We start from the raw sequence: 18,838 nt of genomic DNA on the forward strand, positions 1-18,838 counted from the left end.
CATTATTGGCTCTTACATTCGCAAGTCGGGTAAAGACGGTATGCGGATTGGAGAATTTAATGGGGGGCGACCTCTAGAGATGAATGCTCGGTGCAAAAACAAGCGCCCCAAAGAATGATTTCTCCAATTCATATGTATCCCTTGGCTAACTTAGGGCATAATGCAAAAAGTGCGACATGGCTAACTTACGGAGGCACACCGATGGTGCACAGTCGGCCAGTCGCTTGCATCCACTACGTTTCCAAGTGAGAGGGAGACAACATGAGCGATATTTTGGACGTTTACGGTCGCGAGGTACTCGACAGCCGCGGCAATCCCACCGTCGAGGTCGAGGTCGTGCTCGAGGACGGCAGCTTCGGCCGCGCGATGGTGCCTTCGGGCGCTTCGACCGGCGCCTTTGAGGCATGCGAGCTGCGCGACGGCGACAAGGGTCGCTACCTGGGCAAGGGCGTCTCGCAGGCCGTCGAGCACGTCAATAACGAGTGCGCTAACGCAGTCGTGGGCCTCGACGCCTTCGACCAGCGCGCCGTCGATGCCGCGCTGATTGCCGCGGACGGTACCCCCAACAAGACCAAGCTCGGTGCCAACGCCATTCTGGGTGTGTCGCTGGCAGTTGCCCGCGCCGCTGCCGAGTCGGCGGGTCTTTCGCTGTACCAGTATCTGGGTGGCGTCAACGCCCACCTGCTGCCCACACCTATGATGAACATTCTCAACGGCGGCGTGCATGCCGACAATAACGTCGACTTCCAGGAGTTCATGATCATGCCGGTGGGCGCCCCGAGCTTTGCCGAGGGCCTGCGTTGGTGCGCCGAGGTCTACCACACCCTCAAGGGTGTGCTGCACGAGGCCGGCCTGGGCGGCGGCGTGGGCGACGAGGGTGGCTTTGCGCCCAACCTTAAGACCAATGCCGAGCCGTTCGAGTACATTACCAAGGCCGTCGAGAAGGCTGGCTTTAAGCCCGGCGTCGACTTCATGTACGCCATGGACCCGGCCTCGACCGAGTTCTACAACGCCGAGACCGGCATGTACGAGCTCAAGGGCGAGGGCGTGGAGTACACGAGTGCCCAGATGGTTGACTACTGGGAGAAGCTCGTCGACACCTATCCCATCATCTCCATCGAGGACGGCATGGCCGAGGAGGACTGGGACGGCTGGGTTGAGCTCACCCGTCGCATTGGCAACAAGGTGCAGCTGGTGGGCGACGACCTGTTCGTCACCAACACCGAGCGCCTTAAGAAGGGCATCGAGCTGGGTGCCGCCAACGCGATCCTGGTCAAGGTCAACCAGATCGGCACACTCACCGAGTCGCTCGAGGCCATCGAGACCGCCAAGGAGGCCGGCTATGCTTGCATCGTGAGCCACCGCTCCGGCGAGACCGAGGATTCCACGATCGCCGACCTGGTCGTGGGCGTCAATGCCGGCCAGATCAAGTCGGGCGCCCCGTGCCGCAGCGACCGTATCGCCAAGTACAATCAGCTCATCCGCATCGAGGACGAGCTCGAGGGCAGCGCGCGCTACGCCGGTAAGACCGCGTTCTACAACATTCGCTAAACGGGCGAATTTGGCGAGGGGGAGGCTGACTCGGTTCCGTCCCGCCTTGACTGGATGCTGCAAAGCGCCATGGGCGCTGGGCCACACGGCTCAGCGCCTTTTTTATGTCGAGCAAAGGCTGGCGAAGGCGGTGCGCATGCTCGTGCTATAACTAAAGGACTTAGCGCAAACAAACCTCAACCGCACAAGGCGCACATGGATCAGATTTACGACAACAGGTACTATTCCGCCGGTTCGCGCGAGCCGTCGCCTCGCCGTGCGCGCACGGTGCAGCTCGGTGGGTCCGCTTATGCCGGCGCCGACCGCTCCACGCAGCGCCCGGCAAGTACCTCGCGCCCCAATGCTCAATCAAATACCTTGGCAGATGGACCGGTGCGCCCGGCACGTTCGTCGCATGCGTCGCGTCCCTCGACTCAAGCACACGACAAATCGAGTAGGCCCTCGAACCGTCTTTCGGGCTCGGACTTTATGCATTACGCCAACGACAACGCGGTTGTCAAGGCGATCTATGACTTTACGCATGGCCCTCTGCGTCCGCTGTTTATCGGTATCGTGGTGGCGCTGGTGCTCGTGAGCCTGTATTTCCCCGTGCGCGATCTGTACGTGGCAAAGCGTTCGAGCGATATCTTGGCCAAGCAGGTCGAGATTCGCCAGCAATACAATGATGAGCTGCAAAAAAGCGTCGACAAGCTGCTCTCGGAGGAGGGTATCAAGGACGCGGCGTCCGAGGACCTGGGCCTGGTGATGCCCGGCGAGAAGAAGATTGACGTGCTAGGTTTGGACGACGATTCGGACTCGTCGTCGAGCAAAAAGTCCTCAAACGCCAAGAAGGCCAGCGAAGTGGCCAAGGAAATCGAAGAAGTCGGCAAGGACGCGCCGTGGTACATCCAGGCGCTCGACATGCTGTTTGGGTTTAACGGCGTCGAGGGTCAGACGGTCGTGTCCAACGGCAAATAGCGCCCGGAGGGGAGCCCGCAATGACAAATTGCAAACGCTATAAGGTAGCCGCGATCGACCTGGGAACGGTGTCGTCGCGACTGGTGTTGGCCCAGGTCGAGGGCGGAGCGATTGTGGAATCGTCCAAGCATACCGAGATTACCGACCTGGGCGAGGGCGTGGACACGACGGGGCGCTTTTGCAAGGCGGCTGTCGAGCGTGTGCTCGCTGCGTGTCACATGTTTGTGGACGAGGCCCGTGCCTTTGGGGCCGTGTGCGTCTGCACCACGTGTACGAGTGCCGCGCGCGATGCGTCCAATGCCGCGCTGCTGTTGGACGGCCTGCGCGATCTGGGGCTTGAGCCACAGGTGATTCCGGGCGAGGTCGAGGCGCGCCTGACGTTTTTCGGCGTGGCGCACGACTTTGCCGGCGAGCGCATCATTGTTGCCGATTCGGGCGGCGGATCCACGGAGCTCGCGACTGGCGTGTACGCGCCGGAGCGCGGCGTCTTTGCGCTGGAGGGAACGCGCTCGCTGGACATCGGTTGTCGCCGCGTGACGGAGCGCTTTTTCTCCGCGTTGCCGCCCGCGGATGGCGAGCTTGCTGCCGCTGCCGCGTGGGCAGGCGAGCAGTTTGCCGCCTATTTTGAAGGCCTGCCCAGCGACTTTGAGCGCGCCGAACGCCTCGTTGCGGTGGGCGGCACCGTCACCACGCTCGTGGCACTCGTTCACGAGCTGGAGCCGTATGATTCGAGCTTTGTGCACCTGCGCGAGCTTTCGATGGAGCAGGTTTTGGCTGCCATCGAGCGTATGTCCGCGCTGGATGTGGAGGGTATCGCCGCGCTACCGGGTGTACAGCCCAAACGCGCGGGCGTGATTCTGGCCGGCGCCGTGGTGATTCGCGAGCTCATGCGAGCCGGCGGCTACAAGACGCTCACCGTAAGTGAGAACAGCCTCCTCGCCGGCATGGCCGCCACCATCAACGAGGTTCTCGACGGCGCGACCCCCACCATCGCCTGGACCCCGAGCCTGAGCACCCTTTAAAAGTAGTCAAAAAAGCTCTGTCCCAAATGAGCTGCTCTGCAGCTGACGGCACCTAAAAGAAACGAGCCCGCATCCCTGGGGGACACGGGCTCGTAAGCACTACATGGTAGGGGCGGTGGGACGTCCGCGCATTTGCTGCGCAAATGCGCACCGGCTTCGGCCGCCTGTCGGCGCCCTCGCCGGCTCGCTACGGACGCTGCGCGTCCGCTTGACGCTCGCCCCCTCGCGGGTTCGAGTCCCACCGGCATCCAAAAGAAACGAGCCCGCATCTCAAAGGGACACGGGCCCGTAAAAGCCATATGGTAGGGGCGGTGGGACTCGAACCCACAATCCTTGCGGCGAGAGATTTTAAGTCTCCTGCGTATGCCAATTCCGCCACGCCCCCGTGAGACTAGAAGTCTAGCACAAGCCGTCCGTTACGCGTTGACGGCCATCGAGTGCTGGCCTGACTTTTCCAAGTACTCGGCAAACTTGGCTTCGTCGCCCTTGTTCTGGTACTGCAGGGCCAGCAGGTACTCCAAGCGGCAGCGCTTGACCGGGTCGTCGCCGACATCCTCGAGCATGCGCTCCAGCTCGGGAATGTCGTTGTGACGCTTGAGGATCATCGTGTCGTACATCAGCTGGCACTCGTGCGCGACCGCCTCGGCCTGACCGCCCTCAAAGCTCTTGATTTCATGCAGCAGCTCCTTGGACTTTTTGCGGTCCTCCTGGCCAACGTAGTAGTTAAAGGCCTTGATCACCAGGTCGACGCGCTGCATCTTGGGCAGGTTGAGTCCCAGCAGCAGGTCGAACATCTCGCCGGCGCGCTCGTGGTCCTCGCGCAGCAGATAGGAGTTCAGACGCAGGTAGTCGCGGTTGTAGCGCGGGTACAGCATGCTGGTGAGTTTGCCGTCGAGCAAACGATCGAACTCGGCCCACTGTTTGGCGGCCATCAACTGTTGCAGGCGTTTAAACGTAGTGCGTTTTTTGACGCTAAAGAACACCGACACGGCGATACAGATGATAACGACGGCGGTCCAGAGTGTGCGGGAATCGGGCATGTTAGGATCCTTAGTCGCTCATAAAGCGAGCGGTATGACAACACGTACTAGATGTATTATACGCAGCGCACAAGCAAACTGGCATAAAAGCTCATCGAGGCTGAGTGCCATCGCTCGCTGCGGTACACTTACCTAAAGTAAACCATGAAGGGAGACATTACCTATGAAGAAGATCGTTTTGGCTTGCGGTGCTGGCGCTGCTACTTCCACGCTCGTTGCCCAGAAGGTCGCCACCATGCTCGACGCCAACGGTTATGCCGGCAAGTATGAGATCGTGCAGTGCGCCATCTCCGAGGCCAAGGACGCTTGCGACGAGGGCGCCGACCTGCTGATCGCCACCACCGTTGCTCCCGAGGGCCTCACCTGCCCGTACGTGAGCGGCGTGCCCTTCATGACCGGCATGAACCGCGTCGCTGCCGAGAAGGCCGTCCTCGACGTCATGGCTCAGTAGGCGCTGACTGTATGAGTGAGCAGAACGCCAATCCGGTCGAGCTCTTTGGCATGCGCGTTGCCCATGTGGGCATTAACGCCACCGACCCGGCAGATGCCCTGGAGATCGCGGAGCTGTTCTCGACGATGATGGGCCTGCCCGTTATCGAGACCCCGGTTTCGTACTTTAACGATTCGCTGATCGAGGTCATGAAGCAGAACGGTCGTGGCACCAAGGGCCACATCGGCTTTGCCGTCAACGACATCGATGCGGCCGAGAAGTGGTTTGCCGAGCGCGGGCTCGAGGTCAACGAGGAGTCGCGCGTGCTGCTGCCCGACGGCGGCACCAAGCTCGTGTACTTTAAGCGCGAGTTCGCCGGCTTCGCCGTGCACCTGTGCCGCGAGTAGCGCACAGGCTGCTATAGCTAGCAAAAAGGGATAGGGCCGCATGGCCTTATCCCTTTATTTATGCCGAGGGGCTTTCTATCGTGGCAGGCGAATCGTAAAGCGGCTGCCGACGCCCTCGACTGAGGTCACGCCAATGACACCACCATGGCTATCGACGATCCACTTGGCAATGGCAAGCCCCAGACCCGAGCCCTGCGCGCCGGCATCGCGTGCGTTGTCGGCGCGGTAGAACCGTTCAAACGCGTGAGCTGCGGATTCCTGGTTCATGCCGATACCCTCGTCCTCAACACTTATGTCGATCGTGCCTGCGCCCGCATCCGGCGCTACGCCAAACGAGATGGGCGTGCCCGCGTCCGAATACTTGGCGGCGTTTTGCACGATCACGCGCAGAGCCTGCTTCACGAGCGCCACGTCAACGGGCGCGTCGCAGCACGGGTCGCTGACAAGCGCAGCGTCGTACGCCAGTCGATACGTGTGCGCGGCATCGATCATCTGTGACTCCTCGCATACCTCGCCGACCAGCGCGGCCAGGTTGGTATTCGCACGCCGCAGGACCGTGCGTCCGGCGTCGCCGCGTGCCAAAAACAGCAGCTGTTCCACGAGCTCTTGCATGTGCTCGCTTTCGGCCTTGAGGGACGCGATGGATTCTGCCAGCACGTCCGGGTCGTCTTTGCCCCAGCGGTCGAGCATGTTCACGTAGCCCTGAATCACCGCGATGGGTGTGCGCAGCTCGTGGCTTGCATCGTTGACAAAGCGCATCTGCTGCAGCTTGGCTTCTTGCATCTGGCACAGCAGGCGGTTGAGCGCGACCTCGATGCTCGCCAGGTCGGCGTCGCCGGTGGTGACGCTCGGCGAGTCGACGCTCGCGCGCTCGATGGCCTGCTCGAGCGTTTCCATCTTGCCGCCGGAGAGCTGCATACGGCTGAGCTCGTCTACGCGCAGGGCCAGGTCGTTGAGCGGCGCCATGGTGCGGCGCACGCGGCGGGCGCCGCCGAGCATGTTGAGCACGCTGATGACCTGCCAACCCACAACTACAAGGTAGAGAGGCCATAGCGTGACGAGGTCCTGCGCGAGGGGGAAAGTCTTGGTGGTACGCGCAAGCTCGACGGTATAGGTGAGCGTTGTCAGGTCCCAGCCGCGCGCGGGCGTCAGCGACATGCTGCGAACGGTGGCGCTGGGGATCCATCCTGCGGTAAACGCGCCGTTGGGCAGCGTCTGGTTGTATCCATAGACGAGGATCGCCACCGCAATAACCAACAGCAACAGATCGAGCCAGACGTAGCTCATCAGGCGGCGCCACATATAGCTCCAGTTGATGGCGCGGGCGATGGAGGTGACGCGCTTGGCCTCGGCATTACGCGCGGCAGACATAGCCCACCCCGCGCACGGTCTGGATGATGCGGGCACCGCCGGCGTCTTCGATCTTGGCGCGCAGGTGCGCGATGTGCACGTCGACGTTGTTGGTGTCGCCTACGTATTCGTAGCCCAGCGCCTCGTGCGCGATGGGCGAGCCGCCGACCGTGACTTCGCGGCGGTCGGGATCGAGCGCGACCGAACCCACGGTGAGCGCGGCGGGGGAGGGCGCGGCAGCGGTCTGGGCCGTGTCGGTTGCCGGGGACATTGTGGCGATACCGGCGGCCGTGCCGCTCGCTACGCCAGCCCCGGCGCTGGCGCCGCCAACGCCCGAAGCCGCTCGCACGGCTTCCGAGCGCTTCAGTGCCACGCGGATCCGTGCGAACAGCTCCTCAATCGCAAATGGCTTGGTCAGGTAATCGTCGGCGCCGGCATCGAGCCCGGCCACCTTGTCCATCACGGCGTCGCGCGCGGTGACCATAATCACCGGCACATCCTTGTGCTTGCGTACGCGCCGCAGCACCTCCATGCCGTTGAGCTGCGGCAACAGTACATCGAGCAGAATCAGATCGTAGTCGCGCTCCAACGCCAGGTCAACGGCGGTGCGGCCGTCAGCGGCGTGCTCCACCTGGTAGCCTTCGTGCTCCAGCTCGAGTGTCACAAAGCGGGCGATTTTCTCCTCGTCCTCTACGATCAGGATTCGTGCCATGCGTGCCCCCGTCTGCGATTACTTGTCGTCGTTGAGATTTTGCTTGATGTCGTCCGCGGCGTTGGCAGCGCTATCCATAAGGTTGTTGATGCTGCCGGGCACGTCGCCGTCGCTGTCGATGCGGTAGCGCATGCCAAAGAACAGGCCAATCAGCATCAGCCATATCGTGGCGCCCCAGGCAAACAGCGCGACGATGGGAATCAGGATGGGGATGTTGAGGATGATCGCATCGCGGCGCGTGGCGATAAACTTGGTGTCCAGACTCAGGCGGAAGAGCTTTTTGAGGTACTCCCACACGCTGTCCATCTTCTTGGAGAAGTCGGTCTTTTCGCTCGACTTTTCGTAGGCAGCCTGCGCGGCGACCATCTCGGCAGAGGGCTCATCGGCCGGCTCGGACTCGGTGGCGGCGTGCGCCGACGTGGTCTGGGTCTTGCCCTGCGACTCGAGCCAAATGATGGCGTCCAGGACGTTGCCGTCGGCGGCGTCGAGCGCGGCCTTGGCATCGGTGTAGCTCACGTTGCACTTGGTGCGGATGGTTTCAACTTTTTCGAGGTCGTCCATGACCTGTCCTTTCGTTCGATGGGCGCGACGCCGGGCAATTTGCTCGGGCGCGAGCGTTGCGTTCGGCGGTTTGCGTTGCGCCGCCCCGCCCTTGGTCGAACTCTATAGTGCAGGTTATAGATTAAGCGATTCTTGAGCCAAGATTAATGTTGGATGAGTTTTTGGGTGGCGAAGCGCGTGACGCGGGGCGCGCAGGCAAGGGGAAGGTCGGTTTTGCGTGGCGTGAAGGAGGGACGGTCTGATCTTTGGGATAGCTGATAGCGAGGTCTAATACTTTTCCGAGAAGTGAATGAGTGAAAACGGACCCCCGAAGCATCGACACTTTAGAGGTGCCGCTTCCTGCGGTTTCAATGCTGAAATCCCACGATTTTGCCGCCGAAAAATGCGGATGTTTCAGGGGTCCAAAAACAGCCGTTCACTTCGCGGAAAAGTATTAGACCTCAATAGCGGGGGATGGGGTGCCGGTGCAAAACGGCGTCAGAAATGGGGTAAACAAGGCAAACGGATCTAATGGATCAAAAATCACGTTGCAAAAGTATGAAAATATCCTACAATTGCAGCATGAAGTACTTTAGCAACATAACGGCGATAAGCGAGCTTTCCGAGAGCGAGGGCGTGTTCACCACAGCCCAGGCGGCTCGCATGGACATCTCTCGAGATGCGCTGGCGCACTCATGCCGCGCAGGGCGTCTTGAACGGATATGCCACGGCGCCTACCGGATGTCTGGAACGCAGCGCCGAGACACCGACGAACTCAACGCCTTTTGGAAGCTCACCAATCCCTCCCTTTGCGCGTGGGAGAGAAAACGTCAGTGGGATGGCATCGCCGTGAGCGGTACGACAGCGGCGAACCTGCAGCAAATGGGCGATTTCTATCTGTCCCCCTACAGGATGACCGCGCCCATGCGTATCAATACAAGAAACGAATCCCTTTCTTTTGTAAAGCGCGAGATTGCTGAGCGGGACATCGTTTGGCTCGACGGCCTGCCGGTAACTAAACCCGAGCGCACGCTTGTCGATCTTTGCCTCGATTGCGAGGATCCCTCATTAATTATCGATGCCTATCACGACGCGCTTGGACGTGGACTCGATATACAACGGCTGAAGGATCTTGTAGAGGAGAACTCTAAAACCGCCAAACGACGCGAGCTGATGGCGCCTTTGCTGATGGTACTGAACGGGTAATGCGAAACGGAGGACATGGTGAAGTACAAAACGCCTGCCGCATTGGAGATGGCTGTTAGGAATGCCGCAAGAGAATCACCAATGGATACTAATCGGGCAATCGTCGGTTTCTACTTTCATCGCTTCCTATGTCGCGTTTTTTCAGAAGATGACGGCAGCTTTGTGCTCAAGGGCGGTCAAAGCGTCCTGGCGCGAACACTCGATGCACGTGTCACAAGAGATATTGACTTGGTTGCTCAAGAGGAGAGTCTCGAAGAGGCTATTGTCGATCTGGTGCAGGCTGCTTCGATTGATCTGGAGGATTTCGTTTCGTTCGTCTTTGATCGTGCAGAGCAAATCAAAGAAGAAGATGAGTATCGGTGCGGCGCGAAGGTGTGGTTCACCCCCTTTATGGGAACCAAGAAGCTACAGCCAATTTCAATTGACTTGGTAATTGATGAAGTGCGGGGACTTGAGCCTGAGGTTCTTGCGCCGATCGATCGTCTGAATATCGAGGGGCTCCCAGTCTGCGACTATCGAGTATGCCGAGTGGAGAGTGCCCTTGCAGATAAATTGCTCGCAATGATAGAGATGCATGAGGGCCGTGCTTCATCGCGAATCAAGGATATAGTCGACATCTTGGTGTACGCGAAAACTTGCTTCGTCGATGGGGCTACGCTTGTCGAGAGGGTCGAGAAAGAAGCGTCTGCCCGCAAAGTGGCAATGCCGGAAGAGTTCGTGGCGCCTCTCTGGTGGAAACAAAATGGTTCTGCACAGTACGTAAAGATGGCGAGGCAGGCGGGGGTACTTGATCTCGCGGGGAACATTGCTGGGGCAGAAGAGGTCGTCAATCGGTTGTATACACCGTGCTTTAATCATTCGGCGAATGTGTGCAAATGGAATCCTCAGACCACGGGATGGGAATAGGCTAGATAGTTAAGCCGGCGGCAGAATTAGTTCCTGTCGCCGGCTTAAGACGTTTCTACTGCCTATGCGCTATTCGCAGGTCTGGTCGACCACCTGGGTGACGGCCTTTTTTGCGCCTTCGAGGTCGCGCTGGGCTTGGGCGACAGTGGCCTCGGCTTGTTTCTTTGTCCTTACGACCTCGGCAAAGCGGTTGATGGATTCGCTATACTCGCGTGTGCGCGGGTCGAGCGCCGGCGGGACTTCGATCTCAAACAGGTCGCTAGGACGGATGGCGCGGATGCTGGCTGCTTCAGTTAATGCTTGAATCAGCTGCGCCCCGTGGCCTTCGGTAAGGTATCCAACAATTATCTCCGAAAACACTACGCGCTCATCTTCGGTCATCGTTTGGAATGACGGGCGAATGACGGTGGTGTTATGCGAAGCAACCAGATGCTGCTTTGCGTCATTGGCGCTGACGACAAGCAGGTTGGACGCGCCGTAGCGACCCAGCATGCGCGGCATGACGATATCTCCAGCGCGGAGCTCATAGCGATCGAGAACGCTGGGGTCCACCTTTACGATTTTGGAATCCGAGCCGTTTGCGCTTTCTACAGCGTCTGCGGGCAGAAGGTTGCCGTCTTGAAAATCCTGAGATGAGATGCGGCGAACCTCGATCGCATCAACGTCGTTCGATGTGGTGCTCTCGCGGGGCATGAATGGTGCCACTCGCGTAAAAGCGTCACCAAGCGTGGCGCTGTAGTTTCGGGTAAGGCTGATAAGGCTGATTTTGCCCCACGAGAGTGGGGCATGGTGCTGGAGTAGCTCACGCGTCTCGAGAACGATTGTCTCTATGGGAGAGGTCTGATGTTGAGCGAGGCTAACGCGGGACCAATCCGGTGCAATAGCTAGGGGCGGGCAGGATTCTTCGTTCGCGGGGGTTGGCAACATGTAGCGAGTGAAGCTGGACAGGTTGTGGAATGTGACGCTGCGGTTCTCCGTTGACAAGACGATGAGCTCGCACATCTTGTAACTGCTGGGTTCGCTGTGCGGGAAATAGACGACACGCTCGATGAGTCCTTCGCGCATGAGAACCGTGCGCGCCTGCTCGGCTTTATCTATTAGACTTGCTGGCAGTAATACCGCTGCCCTGCTTCGACCGGAAAGCGCGAGCGCATAGAGGCACCAAACAAAGGGGTCCCAATCGCAAAAGCCTAAATAGCCCGGCTCCAGATCGTTGATAAGGGCCTCGCATAAGCGAATTTCTTTGTCGTGAGTATTGCGGTGATAGCCCGTAGCGTCGATAAGCACCGGAGCGGGGCCGTCGACGTCGTCCCGCTCTCCTGGTTCAAGTTCGCAAATGCTGGGAAAGACGCTTTTATTCATGAAGAGGCACGTATTGAGCAGGTCGGCATCGAGCGAATCGGGTAGTCGAACGACGCGCAAGCGACTGCCTTGTTCCAGATTGAGTGCGCGCGAAATGATGGCAGCGGTGAGGCGTGGCAAAGAGAACGCGGATTCGTACATACGTATGCCCTTTCTTCTTAGTGGGATATATGTTAACAGAATATTTCGAAAATTTCTAATGACGAGAACAGCACACTGTGCTATCCTCGAAGCAATCCAAACCAATTCAATACCAACTGTTTGATGCCACAGCTAGACAGCCTTTAGGCAAATCGCGCTATCGAGCAGAGTAATTTTACTTACGAAACCACAGGCTAGGCGACGTTTCTGGCCCACACGTCAAATCATTCTAAAACTTAGAACAAACTTACCGACAAACATCTGCAACCGGATAGGAAGAAGCATTCATGAAGAGCGAAGACAGCATCTACGAGGCATTCCTCAACACACTCGACGAGGATCTCCGTAGTATGTGCGCAAAGAACGAGAAGGCGGAGAAGCCGTTTCCGTATCCGTACTGCGGTGAAGAGAACGTTGAGCGCCTCGCTAAGGCACTTGTTGGCGTGCTGGAAAAGCACTCGCCCGATATTCCCGGGCTGGTGCCCGAGCAGTATCGAGACGATGTGCACGAGGCTCGCGAGCTTTTGGCCGCGGCGGCGCTCGCTTTGCTGTCGCTGTACTTTCCCCAGCGCGATAGCTGCATGCGCTGCATGGCCATCTTAATTAGCCTGTTTCGGCACGGAAGCAATCCACGCTTTAAATCGAGCGGCGTGCTCATGTTTGAGCAGGTTTCGACAGGTATGAAGTACTCGTCCGAAAAAGGTGGATATATTCCGTCTCGCTTTGTGCGTCATACCGACCACAAAAGGCCCTACGACCACGTGCATCGCGACGGATCGCGTGGCTTTACGGCGGACGAAGACGATGTCGTCATGTTTTTCGAACGTTACCGCGTGATTCAGCAACGCGTGTTCGATACGAGTCCGCGTTTCAACTTTGAGCTATGCGTCAAATACCCGTATGAGGCACTTTCGGACAATCGGCAGAACTTTTATTACATGGAGGAAAAGATGGAAATCGATTTGGCAACTAAGGTACGGGGGCTCCAGGACCGCTATCTCCTCAACTGCGCTCAGGCCAAGGGATACGACCTGCTCGACAAGCTGATGATTAATGCATTGCTTGCGTATCTGCGCGACGGATCAGTCTCAATTGCGGCGCGCGAGAGCTATGTGGCGCAAACCGAGCATCTGATTGACGGCGCGGTCAAGTTGCCGTGTACGACGAGCCCCAAGGAGGGTGTAAGCGTCGACCGTATTTCCTAGCAACTAAACAGAACTATCGACAAGAAAGGGGCCGTGACATGTCAGTCATCAAGATGTACGGCTACGAGGCCGCGCAGCAAACGGAGTATCAAACCAAGAAGTGGGCGACTAAGGAGGAGATGCAGGCGCTGTCGTCTGGCGATGAGCAGCGCGATGTGATCCTGGCTAAGGGTGCCACGGTGGCGTTCTACGAGGACGACAAGCATTGGGAGACGAGTGTGTCCAACAATGTCTTTGCCTTTGGAGGTACCGGCAGCGGCAAAACGGCGAGTTTCATTTTGCCCAACCTGCTCAATCACCACGAATGCTGTTATGTGGTCACAGACACCAAGGGTGAGCTGCTGCGCCGTACTGGGAAAGGCTTTGAAGAGGACGGCTACGAGGTAACGGTTCTCGATACTGTTAATCCCGAGCAGTCGGCCGGATACGACCCTCTGCGTTACGTGATGGATGTCGAGGACATCCCCACCACAGTGGCGGCAATCATGGAGGGGGTCGATCCTGACGGTCGTAGCCGTAGGTATGATCCGTTCTGGGATAATGCAAACGATCTGCTGCTTCGAGCAATTGTTGGAATCCTGTATCTCCTAGAGTGTCTTGCCGGCACCCTTGCGACGGGCGAGGACCCCAAAACTCCGCGCCGCTACCTTAAGATGAACAACGTCTTTAAACTGGCTGCGCTCATCAAGGTTACGGGAGATGGTGAGGGGCGATTCCCGTTGGACTACCTTGTAGAAGAGGTGGAGTCCAGGGAGTTTCTCGATAAGTTTGGTGCGGAGAACGCTGATCTGTATGGCGTTGAGCAGTATCGTGATTTTCGCGGGGCAGCCGATAGGACGCTTAAGAGCATTCTGATCACGCTCAACGCGACCATCTCGCGGCTTAAGACTCCCCAGCTCATGCGCGTCTTTGAGAAAGACGAGATGCGCCTCGACCGTATCGACGAGGGCAAGCGCGTAATCGATCTTAAGGTGAGCGACAACGACTCGACCAATGCATGGCTTGCGAACGTTGCCCTTAAGCAGCTGTTTAACCTGGCCCAGCGCCGTGCCGATGCCAGCCCCAGCGGCCATTTGCAGCGTCGCGTGCAGTTTGTGCTCGATGAGTTTCCCAATGTGGGACGCATCCCCGATTTTGAGCGCAGCATTGCGACCGTGCGCAGTCGTGGCATTAGCTTTTTAATGTGTGCGCAATCGCTGAGCCAGCTCGATGCCGTGTACGGCAAATCCACGGCGCTTACCATCCTCGATAACTGCGATAGCTTGGTCTATATGGGTGGCGGCAGCAACATCGCGACGCAGAACTACATAAGCGAACTGTGTGGCGAGTCGGTTTTGGGCACCAAGTACGTGGGCGCCGAGCGCACTGCCGTAGATGTACGCGGTTGCGTGATGACCCCAGGCGAGGTTGGGCTTATGCCTCGCACCGATTGCCTGGTCAAGGTGACCGGCATGCGTCCCTTCCGCGCCAAGAAGTACTTCTGCGGCGACCATCCCAACGCGGCCAAGTGGCTGAGGGATTAACCCTTGCAGCCTCGCGCATTCTGACCTGTATTTTGGCTGCAAGGCCTCTGTTTGCCATGTGCCGTGCGGCCAGTTTCCCTTATCGATTCCATCTAGAGAGGAATTAACCATGTCCGTTATGTATCGTGAGCCCAGCATCATAAAGAAGTCCAAGGACGGCCGTGTTGCCGCCGTCGATATGGCAAGCGAATTGCTCAACAGTCGTGTGCTGCTGCTGGAGGGCGAGGTCAACGATGTGACCTGCAACGGCCTTATTAAGTCCATGTTGGTGCTGGAACATCAAAGTGCGACCGAGCCCATCACCCTCATCATCAACAGCCCAGGCGGCAGCGTTACGGCGGGGCTGGCGCTCATCGACACCATGCAGTCGCTCGACTGCCCCGTGATCACGGTGGGTGAGGGCGTCGTGGCCTCGATGGCCGCGGTGATCCTGGCCTGCGGCGACCACCGCCAGGTGTACCGCCACACGCAGGTGCTCATCCACCAACTGATGGGCGGCACAGGCATGGCGCAGCAGACCGATATCGAGATTGTGGCCCAGCATACAGCGGCCATGCGCGCCGAGCTGGACGAGCTGCTGGCCGAGCATGGGAACCTGAGCGCCCAGGAGTTCCACGAGCTCACCGAGCGCGATTGCTGGTGCAATGCCAAGCGCGCCCTAGAGCTGGGCCTGGTGGACGAGGTGATTGCGCCCAGCAAGAAAGCGCTCTAGTGGGGTGCATGCCTTACAAGCACGTTAAACAGGGCGAATGAGCACGTAGTTGAACAGCCAGAAAGAGGTTGAACATGAGCAGGATTTGGGATGTCGACGGTATTGAGTGGGAAGATCTGCCCACCGTGAGCGACCTGCTGTGCGCTGCGGACACAAAGATCCTGGCACGCGAGGTTGCCCTGCGATACGGCGGCAAGCCGGACGACCGTGGCCGTGTCGATAGCGAGCGCAACCTAAAGCGTGTCCGCCGCAAGGTCAAAAAGCTGCGCAAGATCGACCCCGAGCCCAGCGACAAGATCGTCCTGTTGCCCAAGCATGTCATCAATCGTCGCGATGCGGGCCACGGCTTTGGCTATTACGATGTAGAGCCGTGCGCCTTTACGCGCAGTGGCGCGCAAAAGTCAGGGGAGGACGCGTGTGCTGAGGTGTACCCGTGGGAGCTGTTCCTACTGAACGAGGAGCCTGCAAGCGTCGTTCTGGGCTATCGCGTATGGCTCGGCGGCGAATGGGACCTATGCGAACGTTATCGCTTTTTGGCTGTGGCGTGCGCCAGCGCGCTGCATCGCTTCCGCGAGCAAAAGGAGCTGCGCAAGTGTCTCAAGAAGGACGATGCAGCCTGTGACATGGGCGAGGATGAGGTGATCGAAGGTGTTCGCCAGGACGTGCTGTATCCCGAGGAGGTAATCAACGCAAAGCTCGGCGGCTATTGGGATACGAGCCTGGGGCTCAATCTGCCCTGGAAGGACGAGCATTTCGAGACCTGCGTACGGATCGACAGGGCAATCGATGACCTGTTTGCCGAGGAGACGAAGCGCAATGCCGCGGAGCTTGGGAGGAAGCTTGGGCGTGGGTATGAGGGGTGCGGGGAGTGGTTGGACGGAGATTGACTGCAAGAGTGGTTCCTGTGAATGATCGGTGGCGGCTCGGCAATAAACTGTCCGAACGAAATGATAGAACGATAGCGTAAATAGCACCCGTACTTTAAGGAGTTAACAATGGAAATCGCCTATAAGGAACTGTTTCGTGTAAACCGTCCTATCTGTGGTCCTGGACCAGGAGGTTTCTTCATTAAAAGATTCAAGGAAAGCGGCTACAGTGAGGCTGAATTAATCGATCTAATTACGGAGATGGACTTTTCTCCGGATGGACGAGGCACGAACATTGGTCTGTACAAGAAATGCGGGATAGTTAAGTGGGCGGTTGAAAAGACATGTTATACGGATTGGAGCCCCACCGTCATTGGCTTGGTCTTAACAGTTGCAACCGGCTTTAAGGTCTTTGGATGGGCTAATCAAAAAGCAATACCCTTTTTCGGTAACTTGAATGCATCTCTGTTTCCGGCGGCTGTTCTAGTTGGCTTACTGGTGTATTCAGTCGCTAGGTTTCAATTTGAGCTAAAGAAGACAAGGCTGCTGTGTGCCCTGGATCATATTGAGACTATTGAGGAGGCAAGTCAGGATTGTAAGGCTAAGTAAGTTCGCGAACATGCGAGAATGGTGACCGTACCATTGAGGGAAATTGTATGCTAGGGGCCGCGGTCGTGGATAAACAGATTAAATCAAGAGAGCGTGTCGTCGACCATGGTGAGGTATTCACCAACGAACGCGAGGTTAATGCAATGCTCGACATGGTAGAGGGTGAGTGCGAGCGCATCGATTCCCGGTTCTTGGAGCCGGCCTGTGGCGATGGTAACTTTCTTGCTGAAGTTCTGCGCCGCAAGCTTGAGGTCGTGAAAAGGCGCTACGGCAGTTCATCTATTGACTACGAACGACATGCGTTTGTGGCGGTTTCCTCTCTCTACGGCGTGGATCTCCTGTCTGACAACGCTGCAGCCTGTCGCAAGCGTCTTTTTGAGCAGTTCATCGGAGAATATGCCAAGGTGGCGAAAGGTCGCGTCAACGCCGCATTCTTAGATACAATCCGCACTGTGATTGATATGAACATCCTTTGCGGTAATGCTCTCTCGATGCGTCTTGTGGACGAGAGTCAGGAAGATACCGACGAGCCAATCATCTTCTCTGAGTGGTCTTTGGCGATGGGGGATAGGGTCAAGCGCCGCGATTTTCGCCTTGACGAACTTCTTGAGGGGCAGCGGCAGCAAATGAGCCTTTTTGGTTCTTCTGGCTCTCCTGCGTCGGAATGGGAATACGACGAAAGCGTTAAGGCATACATTCCTCTGCCGATTCGGGAATACCCTTTGACGAGCATTTATCAGATAGGAGCTGCAGCATGAGTGGATTATACGACACAACGTACAATCCTGACGTCTTGTCATGCCTCGCGAATCTATCGAGCGATGAGGTTTTTACCCCGCCCGAGATGGCCAACCAAATGCTAGATATGCTTCCGAAGAAAATCTGGTCGGATCCGGAAGCCACCTTCCTTGATCCATCCTGCAAATCCGGCGTCTTTCTTCGTGAAATAACCAAGCGCCTCATCGAGGGGCTGCAGGATGATTATCCCGTTCTCGATGAGCGCCTTGAGCATATTCTCAAGAAGCAAGTCTACGGTGTCGCACTTACAGAGCTGACGGGCTTGTTGTCTCGTCGCAGTGCATATTGTTCCAAATATGCTAACAGTCGCTATTCAGTGGTGGAATTTGATAGCTCTGACGGGAATATCAGGTACGGACGTTGCGAACACAAATGGCTTAATGGCAGGTGTCGGTATTGTGGTGCCTCGGAGAAAGAGTACAAACGCGATGCCGAACTTGAAACCCATGCGTATGAATTCATCCATCAAGATAATCCAGGGGAACTGTTTCCTATGAAATTCGACGTAGTAATTGGCAATCCTCCTTATCAGTTAAGCGATGGCGGCAATGGCGCCAGTGCGATGCCGATTTACCATAAGTTTGTCCAGCAGGGCATGAAACTAAGCCCCCGCTATTTAACGATGATCATTCCCGCGAGGTGGTATGCCGGCGGCAGAGGATTAGATTCGTTTAGAGCTGAGATGTTGCATGACGACCGCATCAGGGAGCTCCATGATTATGTGAATGCGTCAGATTGCTTTCCCGGTGTCGAGATTAAAGGCGGTGTCTGTTATTTCCTTTGGGATCGAGACCATAGGGGGCTTTGTCGTGTCTACTCGCATGACGGTAACGACGTCTCGATGGATGAGAGGCCATTACTGGAGGACGGGATGGAAACCTTCATTAGGAGTTCAAAACAGATATCCATTTTAAAGAAGATACGCAGCATGCAGGAAAAGCCGCTTTCGGAAGAATTAAACGCGGGCCGTTACTTTGGGTTCCACACTCGCGCCCTATGGAACGGTACCGACGGTTCTCTCCAGACCGCTGACGGATCTTCGTCATATCCAGTTAAAAAGAACAAGACGGGCGCGTTCGCGACTAAGGTGTATATCGCGCATGGCGAGTGCTGGATTGAACAGAAGAATGTCACGCGAAACGCCGGCGATGTCCAAAAGTACAAGGTTCTTATTCCGCGAGCCGGCAATCCCGGTGGCACAATTCTCGGAAAGCCGAAACTTGCTGAACCGGGGTCATGCAGTTCGAACACATATAACGTTTTTGTTCTTGGTGCATCTGCTTCTGAGGCAAATAACTTAATTCAGTATCTGAAGACGCGTTTCGTTCGATATCTTGTTGCAACCAGGACGGCCACGCAGGATATGGCTCCGAAGGCGTTTGAATTCGTTCCGGTCCAAGACTGGAGCCATGCTTGGACTGATGAAGAACTATTTGAAAAGTATGGGCTAGACGAGTCTGAGATAGACGATGTGTGCAGCTCGATTCCCGGAATGGAATAG

19 protein-coding genes and 1 tRNA gene are annotated in these 18,838 nt (G+C 57.4%); 14 read left to right on the forward strand and 6 right to left on the reverse strand.

Annotated features, from left to right (window positions below; genetic code table 11):
* Positions 1-261 precede the first annotated feature (261 nt).
* The 3 genes from eno (at position 262) to DW024_RS06315 (ending at position 3,530) form a co-directional block, all read left to right on the forward strand.
* Positions 262-1,551, forward strand: coding sequence for a phosphopyruvate hydratase (gene eno, locus DW024_RS06305; RefSeq protein WP_118377254.1), 1,290 nt, complete (start codon positions 262-264; stop codon positions 1,549-1,551).
* Positions 1,552-1,746: 195 nt separating this feature from the next.
* Positions 1,747-2,508 (forward strand): septum formation initiator family protein, encoded by a 762-nt coding sequence (locus DW024_RS10275; protein WP_233509137.1) that lies wholly within the window; start codon positions 1,747-1,749, stop codon positions 2,506-2,508.
* Between the two features lie 20 nt (positions 2,509-2,528).
* The gene (locus DW024_RS06315; protein WP_118377255.1) at positions 2,529-3,530 is read left to right on the forward strand and encodes a hypothetical protein; all 1,002 of its coding nucleotides are present in this window, start codon (positions 2,529-2,531) and stop codon (positions 3,528-3,530) included.
* 300 nt (positions 3,531-3,830) lie between these two features.
* Here the strand turns inward: DW024_RS06315 and DW024_RS06320 are convergent.
* A tRNA-Leu gene (locus DW024_RS06320) sits at positions 3,831-3,915 on the reverse strand.
* Between the two features lie 31 nt (positions 3,916-3,946).
* Positions 3,947-4,570 (reverse strand): hypothetical protein, encoded by a 624-nt coding sequence (locus DW024_RS06325; protein WP_118377256.1) that lies wholly within the window; start codon positions 4,568-4,570, stop codon positions 3,947-3,949.
* A gap of 163 nt (positions 4,571-4,733) precedes the next feature.
* Here DW024_RS06325 and DW024_RS06330 point away from each other — a divergent pair, with 163 nt between their 5' ends.
* The gene (locus tag DW024_RS06330) at positions 4,734-5,021 is read left to right on the forward strand and encodes a PTS sugar transporter subunit IIB (RefSeq protein WP_055252380.1); all 288 of its coding nucleotides are present in this window, start codon (positions 4,734-4,736) and stop codon (positions 5,019-5,021) included.
* Positions 5,022-5,032: 11 nt separating this feature from the next.
* On the forward strand, positions 5,033-5,407 hold the full coding sequence (locus DW024_RS06335; protein ID WP_089573578.1) for a VOC family protein: 375 nt from the start codon (positions 5,033-5,035) through the stop codon (positions 5,405-5,407).
* Positions 5,408-5,482: 75 nt separating this feature from the next.
* Here DW024_RS06335 and DW024_RS06340 read toward each other — a convergent pair whose 3' ends face one another.
* Genes DW024_RS06340 through DW024_RS06350 form a run of 3 tightly spaced genes read right to left on the reverse strand, consistent with a single transcriptional unit; the run spans position 5,483 to position 8,030 of the window.
* On the reverse strand, positions 5,483-6,778 hold the full coding sequence (locus tag DW024_RS06340; RefSeq protein ID WP_118377257.1) for a cell wall metabolism sensor histidine kinase WalK: 1,296 nt from the start codon (positions 6,776-6,778) through the stop codon (positions 5,483-5,485).
* Positions 6,762-7,469, reverse strand: coding sequence for a response regulator transcription factor (locus DW024_RS06345; protein WP_118377258.1), 708 nt, complete (start codon positions 7,467-7,469; stop codon positions 6,762-6,764). The genes DW024_RS06340 and DW024_RS06345 overlap by 17 nt, the downstream gene beginning before the upstream one ends.
* A gap of 18 nt (positions 7,470-7,487) precedes the next feature.
* Positions 7,488-8,030: a DUF4342 domain-containing protein gene (locus DW024_RS06350; RefSeq protein WP_118377259.1), complete on the reverse strand. Its 543-nt coding sequence runs from the start codon at positions 8,028-8,030 to the stop codon at positions 7,488-7,490.
* A gap of 510 nt (positions 8,031-8,540) precedes the next feature.
* On the opposite strand from DW024_RS06350, the gene DW024_RS06355 reads away from it, so the two are divergent.
* Entirely contained in the window at positions 8,541-9,215 is a 675-nt protein-coding gene (locus tag DW024_RS06355; RefSeq protein WP_199576942.1) for a type IV toxin-antitoxin system AbiEi family antitoxin domain-containing protein, read from the forward strand.
* 18 nt (positions 9,216-9,233) lie between these two features.
* Positions 9,234-10,121, forward strand: a complete 888-nt coding sequence (locus tag DW024_RS06360) for a nucleotidyl transferase AbiEii/AbiGii toxin family protein (protein WP_089573599.1) — start codon at positions 9,234-9,236, stop codon at positions 10,119-10,121.
* A gap of 69 nt (positions 10,122-10,190) precedes the next feature.
* Here the strand turns inward: DW024_RS06360 and DW024_RS06365 are convergent, their stop codons facing one another.
* On the reverse strand, positions 10,191-11,624 hold the full coding sequence (locus DW024_RS06365) for a hypothetical protein (RefSeq protein ID WP_117779018.1): 1,434 nt from the start codon (positions 11,622-11,624) through the stop codon (positions 10,191-10,193).
* 287 nt (positions 11,625-11,911) lie between these two features.
* On the opposite strand from DW024_RS06365, the gene DW024_RS06370 reads away from it, so the two are divergent.
* The 7 genes from DW024_RS06370 to DW024_RS06400 all read left to right on the forward strand — a co-directional run bounded on the left by DW024_RS06370 (position 11,912) and on the right by DW024_RS06400 (position 18,838).
* Complete coding sequence (locus DW024_RS06370; protein WP_118377260.1) at positions 11,912-12,829, forward strand: hypothetical protein; 918 nt, start codon at positions 11,912-11,914, stop codon at positions 12,827-12,829.
* 38 nt (positions 12,830-12,867) lie between these two features.
* Complete coding sequence (locus tag DW024_RS06375) at positions 12,868-14,352, forward strand: VirD4-like conjugal transfer protein, CD1115 family (protein ID WP_117779016.1); 1,485 nt, start codon at positions 12,868-12,870, stop codon at positions 14,350-14,352.
* A 109-nt stretch (positions 14,353-14,461) separates the two neighbouring features.
* Positions 14,462-15,064 (forward strand): ClpP family protease, encoded by a 603-nt coding sequence (locus DW024_RS06380; RefSeq protein ID WP_118237155.1) that lies wholly within the window; start codon positions 14,462-14,464, stop codon positions 15,062-15,064.
* Between the two features lie 74 nt (positions 15,065-15,138).
* Positions 15,139-15,951: a hypothetical protein gene (locus DW024_RS06385; protein WP_118377261.1), complete on the forward strand. Its 813-nt coding sequence runs from the start codon at positions 15,139-15,141 to the stop codon at positions 15,949-15,951.
* Between the two features lie 108 nt (positions 15,952-16,059).
* Complete coding sequence (locus tag DW024_RS06390) at positions 16,060-16,539, forward strand: hypothetical protein (protein ID WP_118377262.1); 480 nt, start codon at positions 16,060-16,062, stop codon at positions 16,537-16,539.
* Positions 16,540-16,604: 65 nt separating this feature from the next.
* Positions 16,605-17,297 carry an SAM-dependent DNA methyltransferase gene (locus DW024_RS06395; protein WP_233541349.1) on the forward strand — a complete coding sequence of 231 codons (693 nt, stop codon included), beginning with the start codon at positions 16,605-16,607 and terminating at the stop codon, positions 17,295-17,297.
* On the forward strand, positions 17,294-18,838 hold the full coding sequence (locus tag DW024_RS06400) for an Eco57I restriction-modification methylase domain-containing protein (RefSeq protein ID WP_117640408.1): 1,545 nt from the start codon (positions 17,294-17,296) through the stop codon (positions 18,836-18,838). Before DW024_RS06395 ends, DW024_RS06400 begins: the two co-directional genes overlap by 4 nt.

The sequence above is a fragment of the Collinsella sp. AF37-9 genome (assembly GCF_003475115.1).
Taxonomy (GTDB): domain Bacteria; phylum Actinomycetota; class Coriobacteriia; order Coriobacteriales; family Coriobacteriaceae; genus Collinsella.

Bases quoted from the DNA above. Each gene is read 5' to 3' on its own strand.
- eno (WP_118377254.1), top strand. From the start codon at position 262: ATGAGCGATATTTTGGACGTTTACGGTCGCGAGGTACTCGACAGCCGC.
- DW024_RS10275 (WP_233509137.1), top strand. From the start codon at position 1,747: ATGGATCAGATTTACGACAACAGGTACTATTCCGCCGGTTCGCGCGAG.
- DW024_RS06315 (WP_118377255.1), top strand. From the start codon at position 2,529: ATGACAAATTGCAAACGCTATAAGGTAGCCGCGATCGACCTGGGAACG.
- DW024_RS06325 (WP_118377256.1), bottom strand. From the start codon at position 4,570: ATGCCCGATTCCCGCACACTCTGGACCGCCGTCGTTATCATCTGTATC.
- DW024_RS06330 (WP_055252380.1), top strand. From the start codon at position 4,734: ATGAAGAAGATCGTTTTGGCTTGCGGTGCTGGCGCTGCTACTTCCACG.
- DW024_RS06335 (WP_089573578.1), top strand. From the start codon at position 5,033: ATGAGTGAGCAGAACGCCAATCCGGTCGAGCTCTTTGGCATGCGCGTT.
- DW024_RS06340 (WP_118377257.1), bottom strand. From the start codon at position 6,778: ATGTCTGCCGCGCGTAATGCCGAGGCCAAGCGCGTCACCTCCATCGCC.
- DW024_RS06345 (WP_118377258.1), bottom strand. From the start codon at position 7,469: ATGGCACGAATCCTGATCGTAGAGGACGAGGAGAAAATCGCCCGCTTT.
- DW024_RS06350 (WP_118377259.1), bottom strand. From the start codon at position 8,030: ATGGACGACCTCGAAAAAGTTGAAACCATCCGCACCAAGTGCAACGTG.
- DW024_RS06355 (WP_199576942.1), top strand. From the start codon at position 8,541: ATGGATCAAAAATCACGTTGCAAAAGTATGAAAATATCCTACAATTGC.
- DW024_RS06365 (WP_117779018.1), bottom strand. From the start codon at position 11,624: ATGTACGAATCCGCGTTCTCTTTGCCACGCCTCACCGCTGCCATCATT.
- DW024_RS06370 (WP_118377260.1), top strand. From the start codon at position 11,912: ATGAAGAGCGAAGACAGCATCTACGAGGCATTCCTCAACACACTCGAC.
- DW024_RS06375 (WP_117779016.1), top strand. From the start codon at position 12,868: ATGTCAGTCATCAAGATGTACGGCTACGAGGCCGCGCAGCAAACGGAG.
- DW024_RS06380 (WP_118237155.1), top strand. From the start codon at position 14,462: ATGTCCGTTATGTATCGTGAGCCCAGCATCATAAAGAAGTCCAAGGAC.
- DW024_RS06385 (WP_118377261.1), top strand. From the start codon at position 15,139: ATGAGCAGGATTTGGGATGTCGACGGTATTGAGTGGGAAGATCTGCCC.
- DW024_RS06390 (WP_118377262.1), top strand. From the start codon at position 16,060: ATGGAAATCGCCTATAAGGAACTGTTTCGTGTAAACCGTCCTATCTGT.
- DW024_RS06400 (WP_117640408.1), top strand. From the start codon at position 17,294: ATGAGTGGATTATACGACACAACGTACAATCCTGACGTCTTGTCATGC.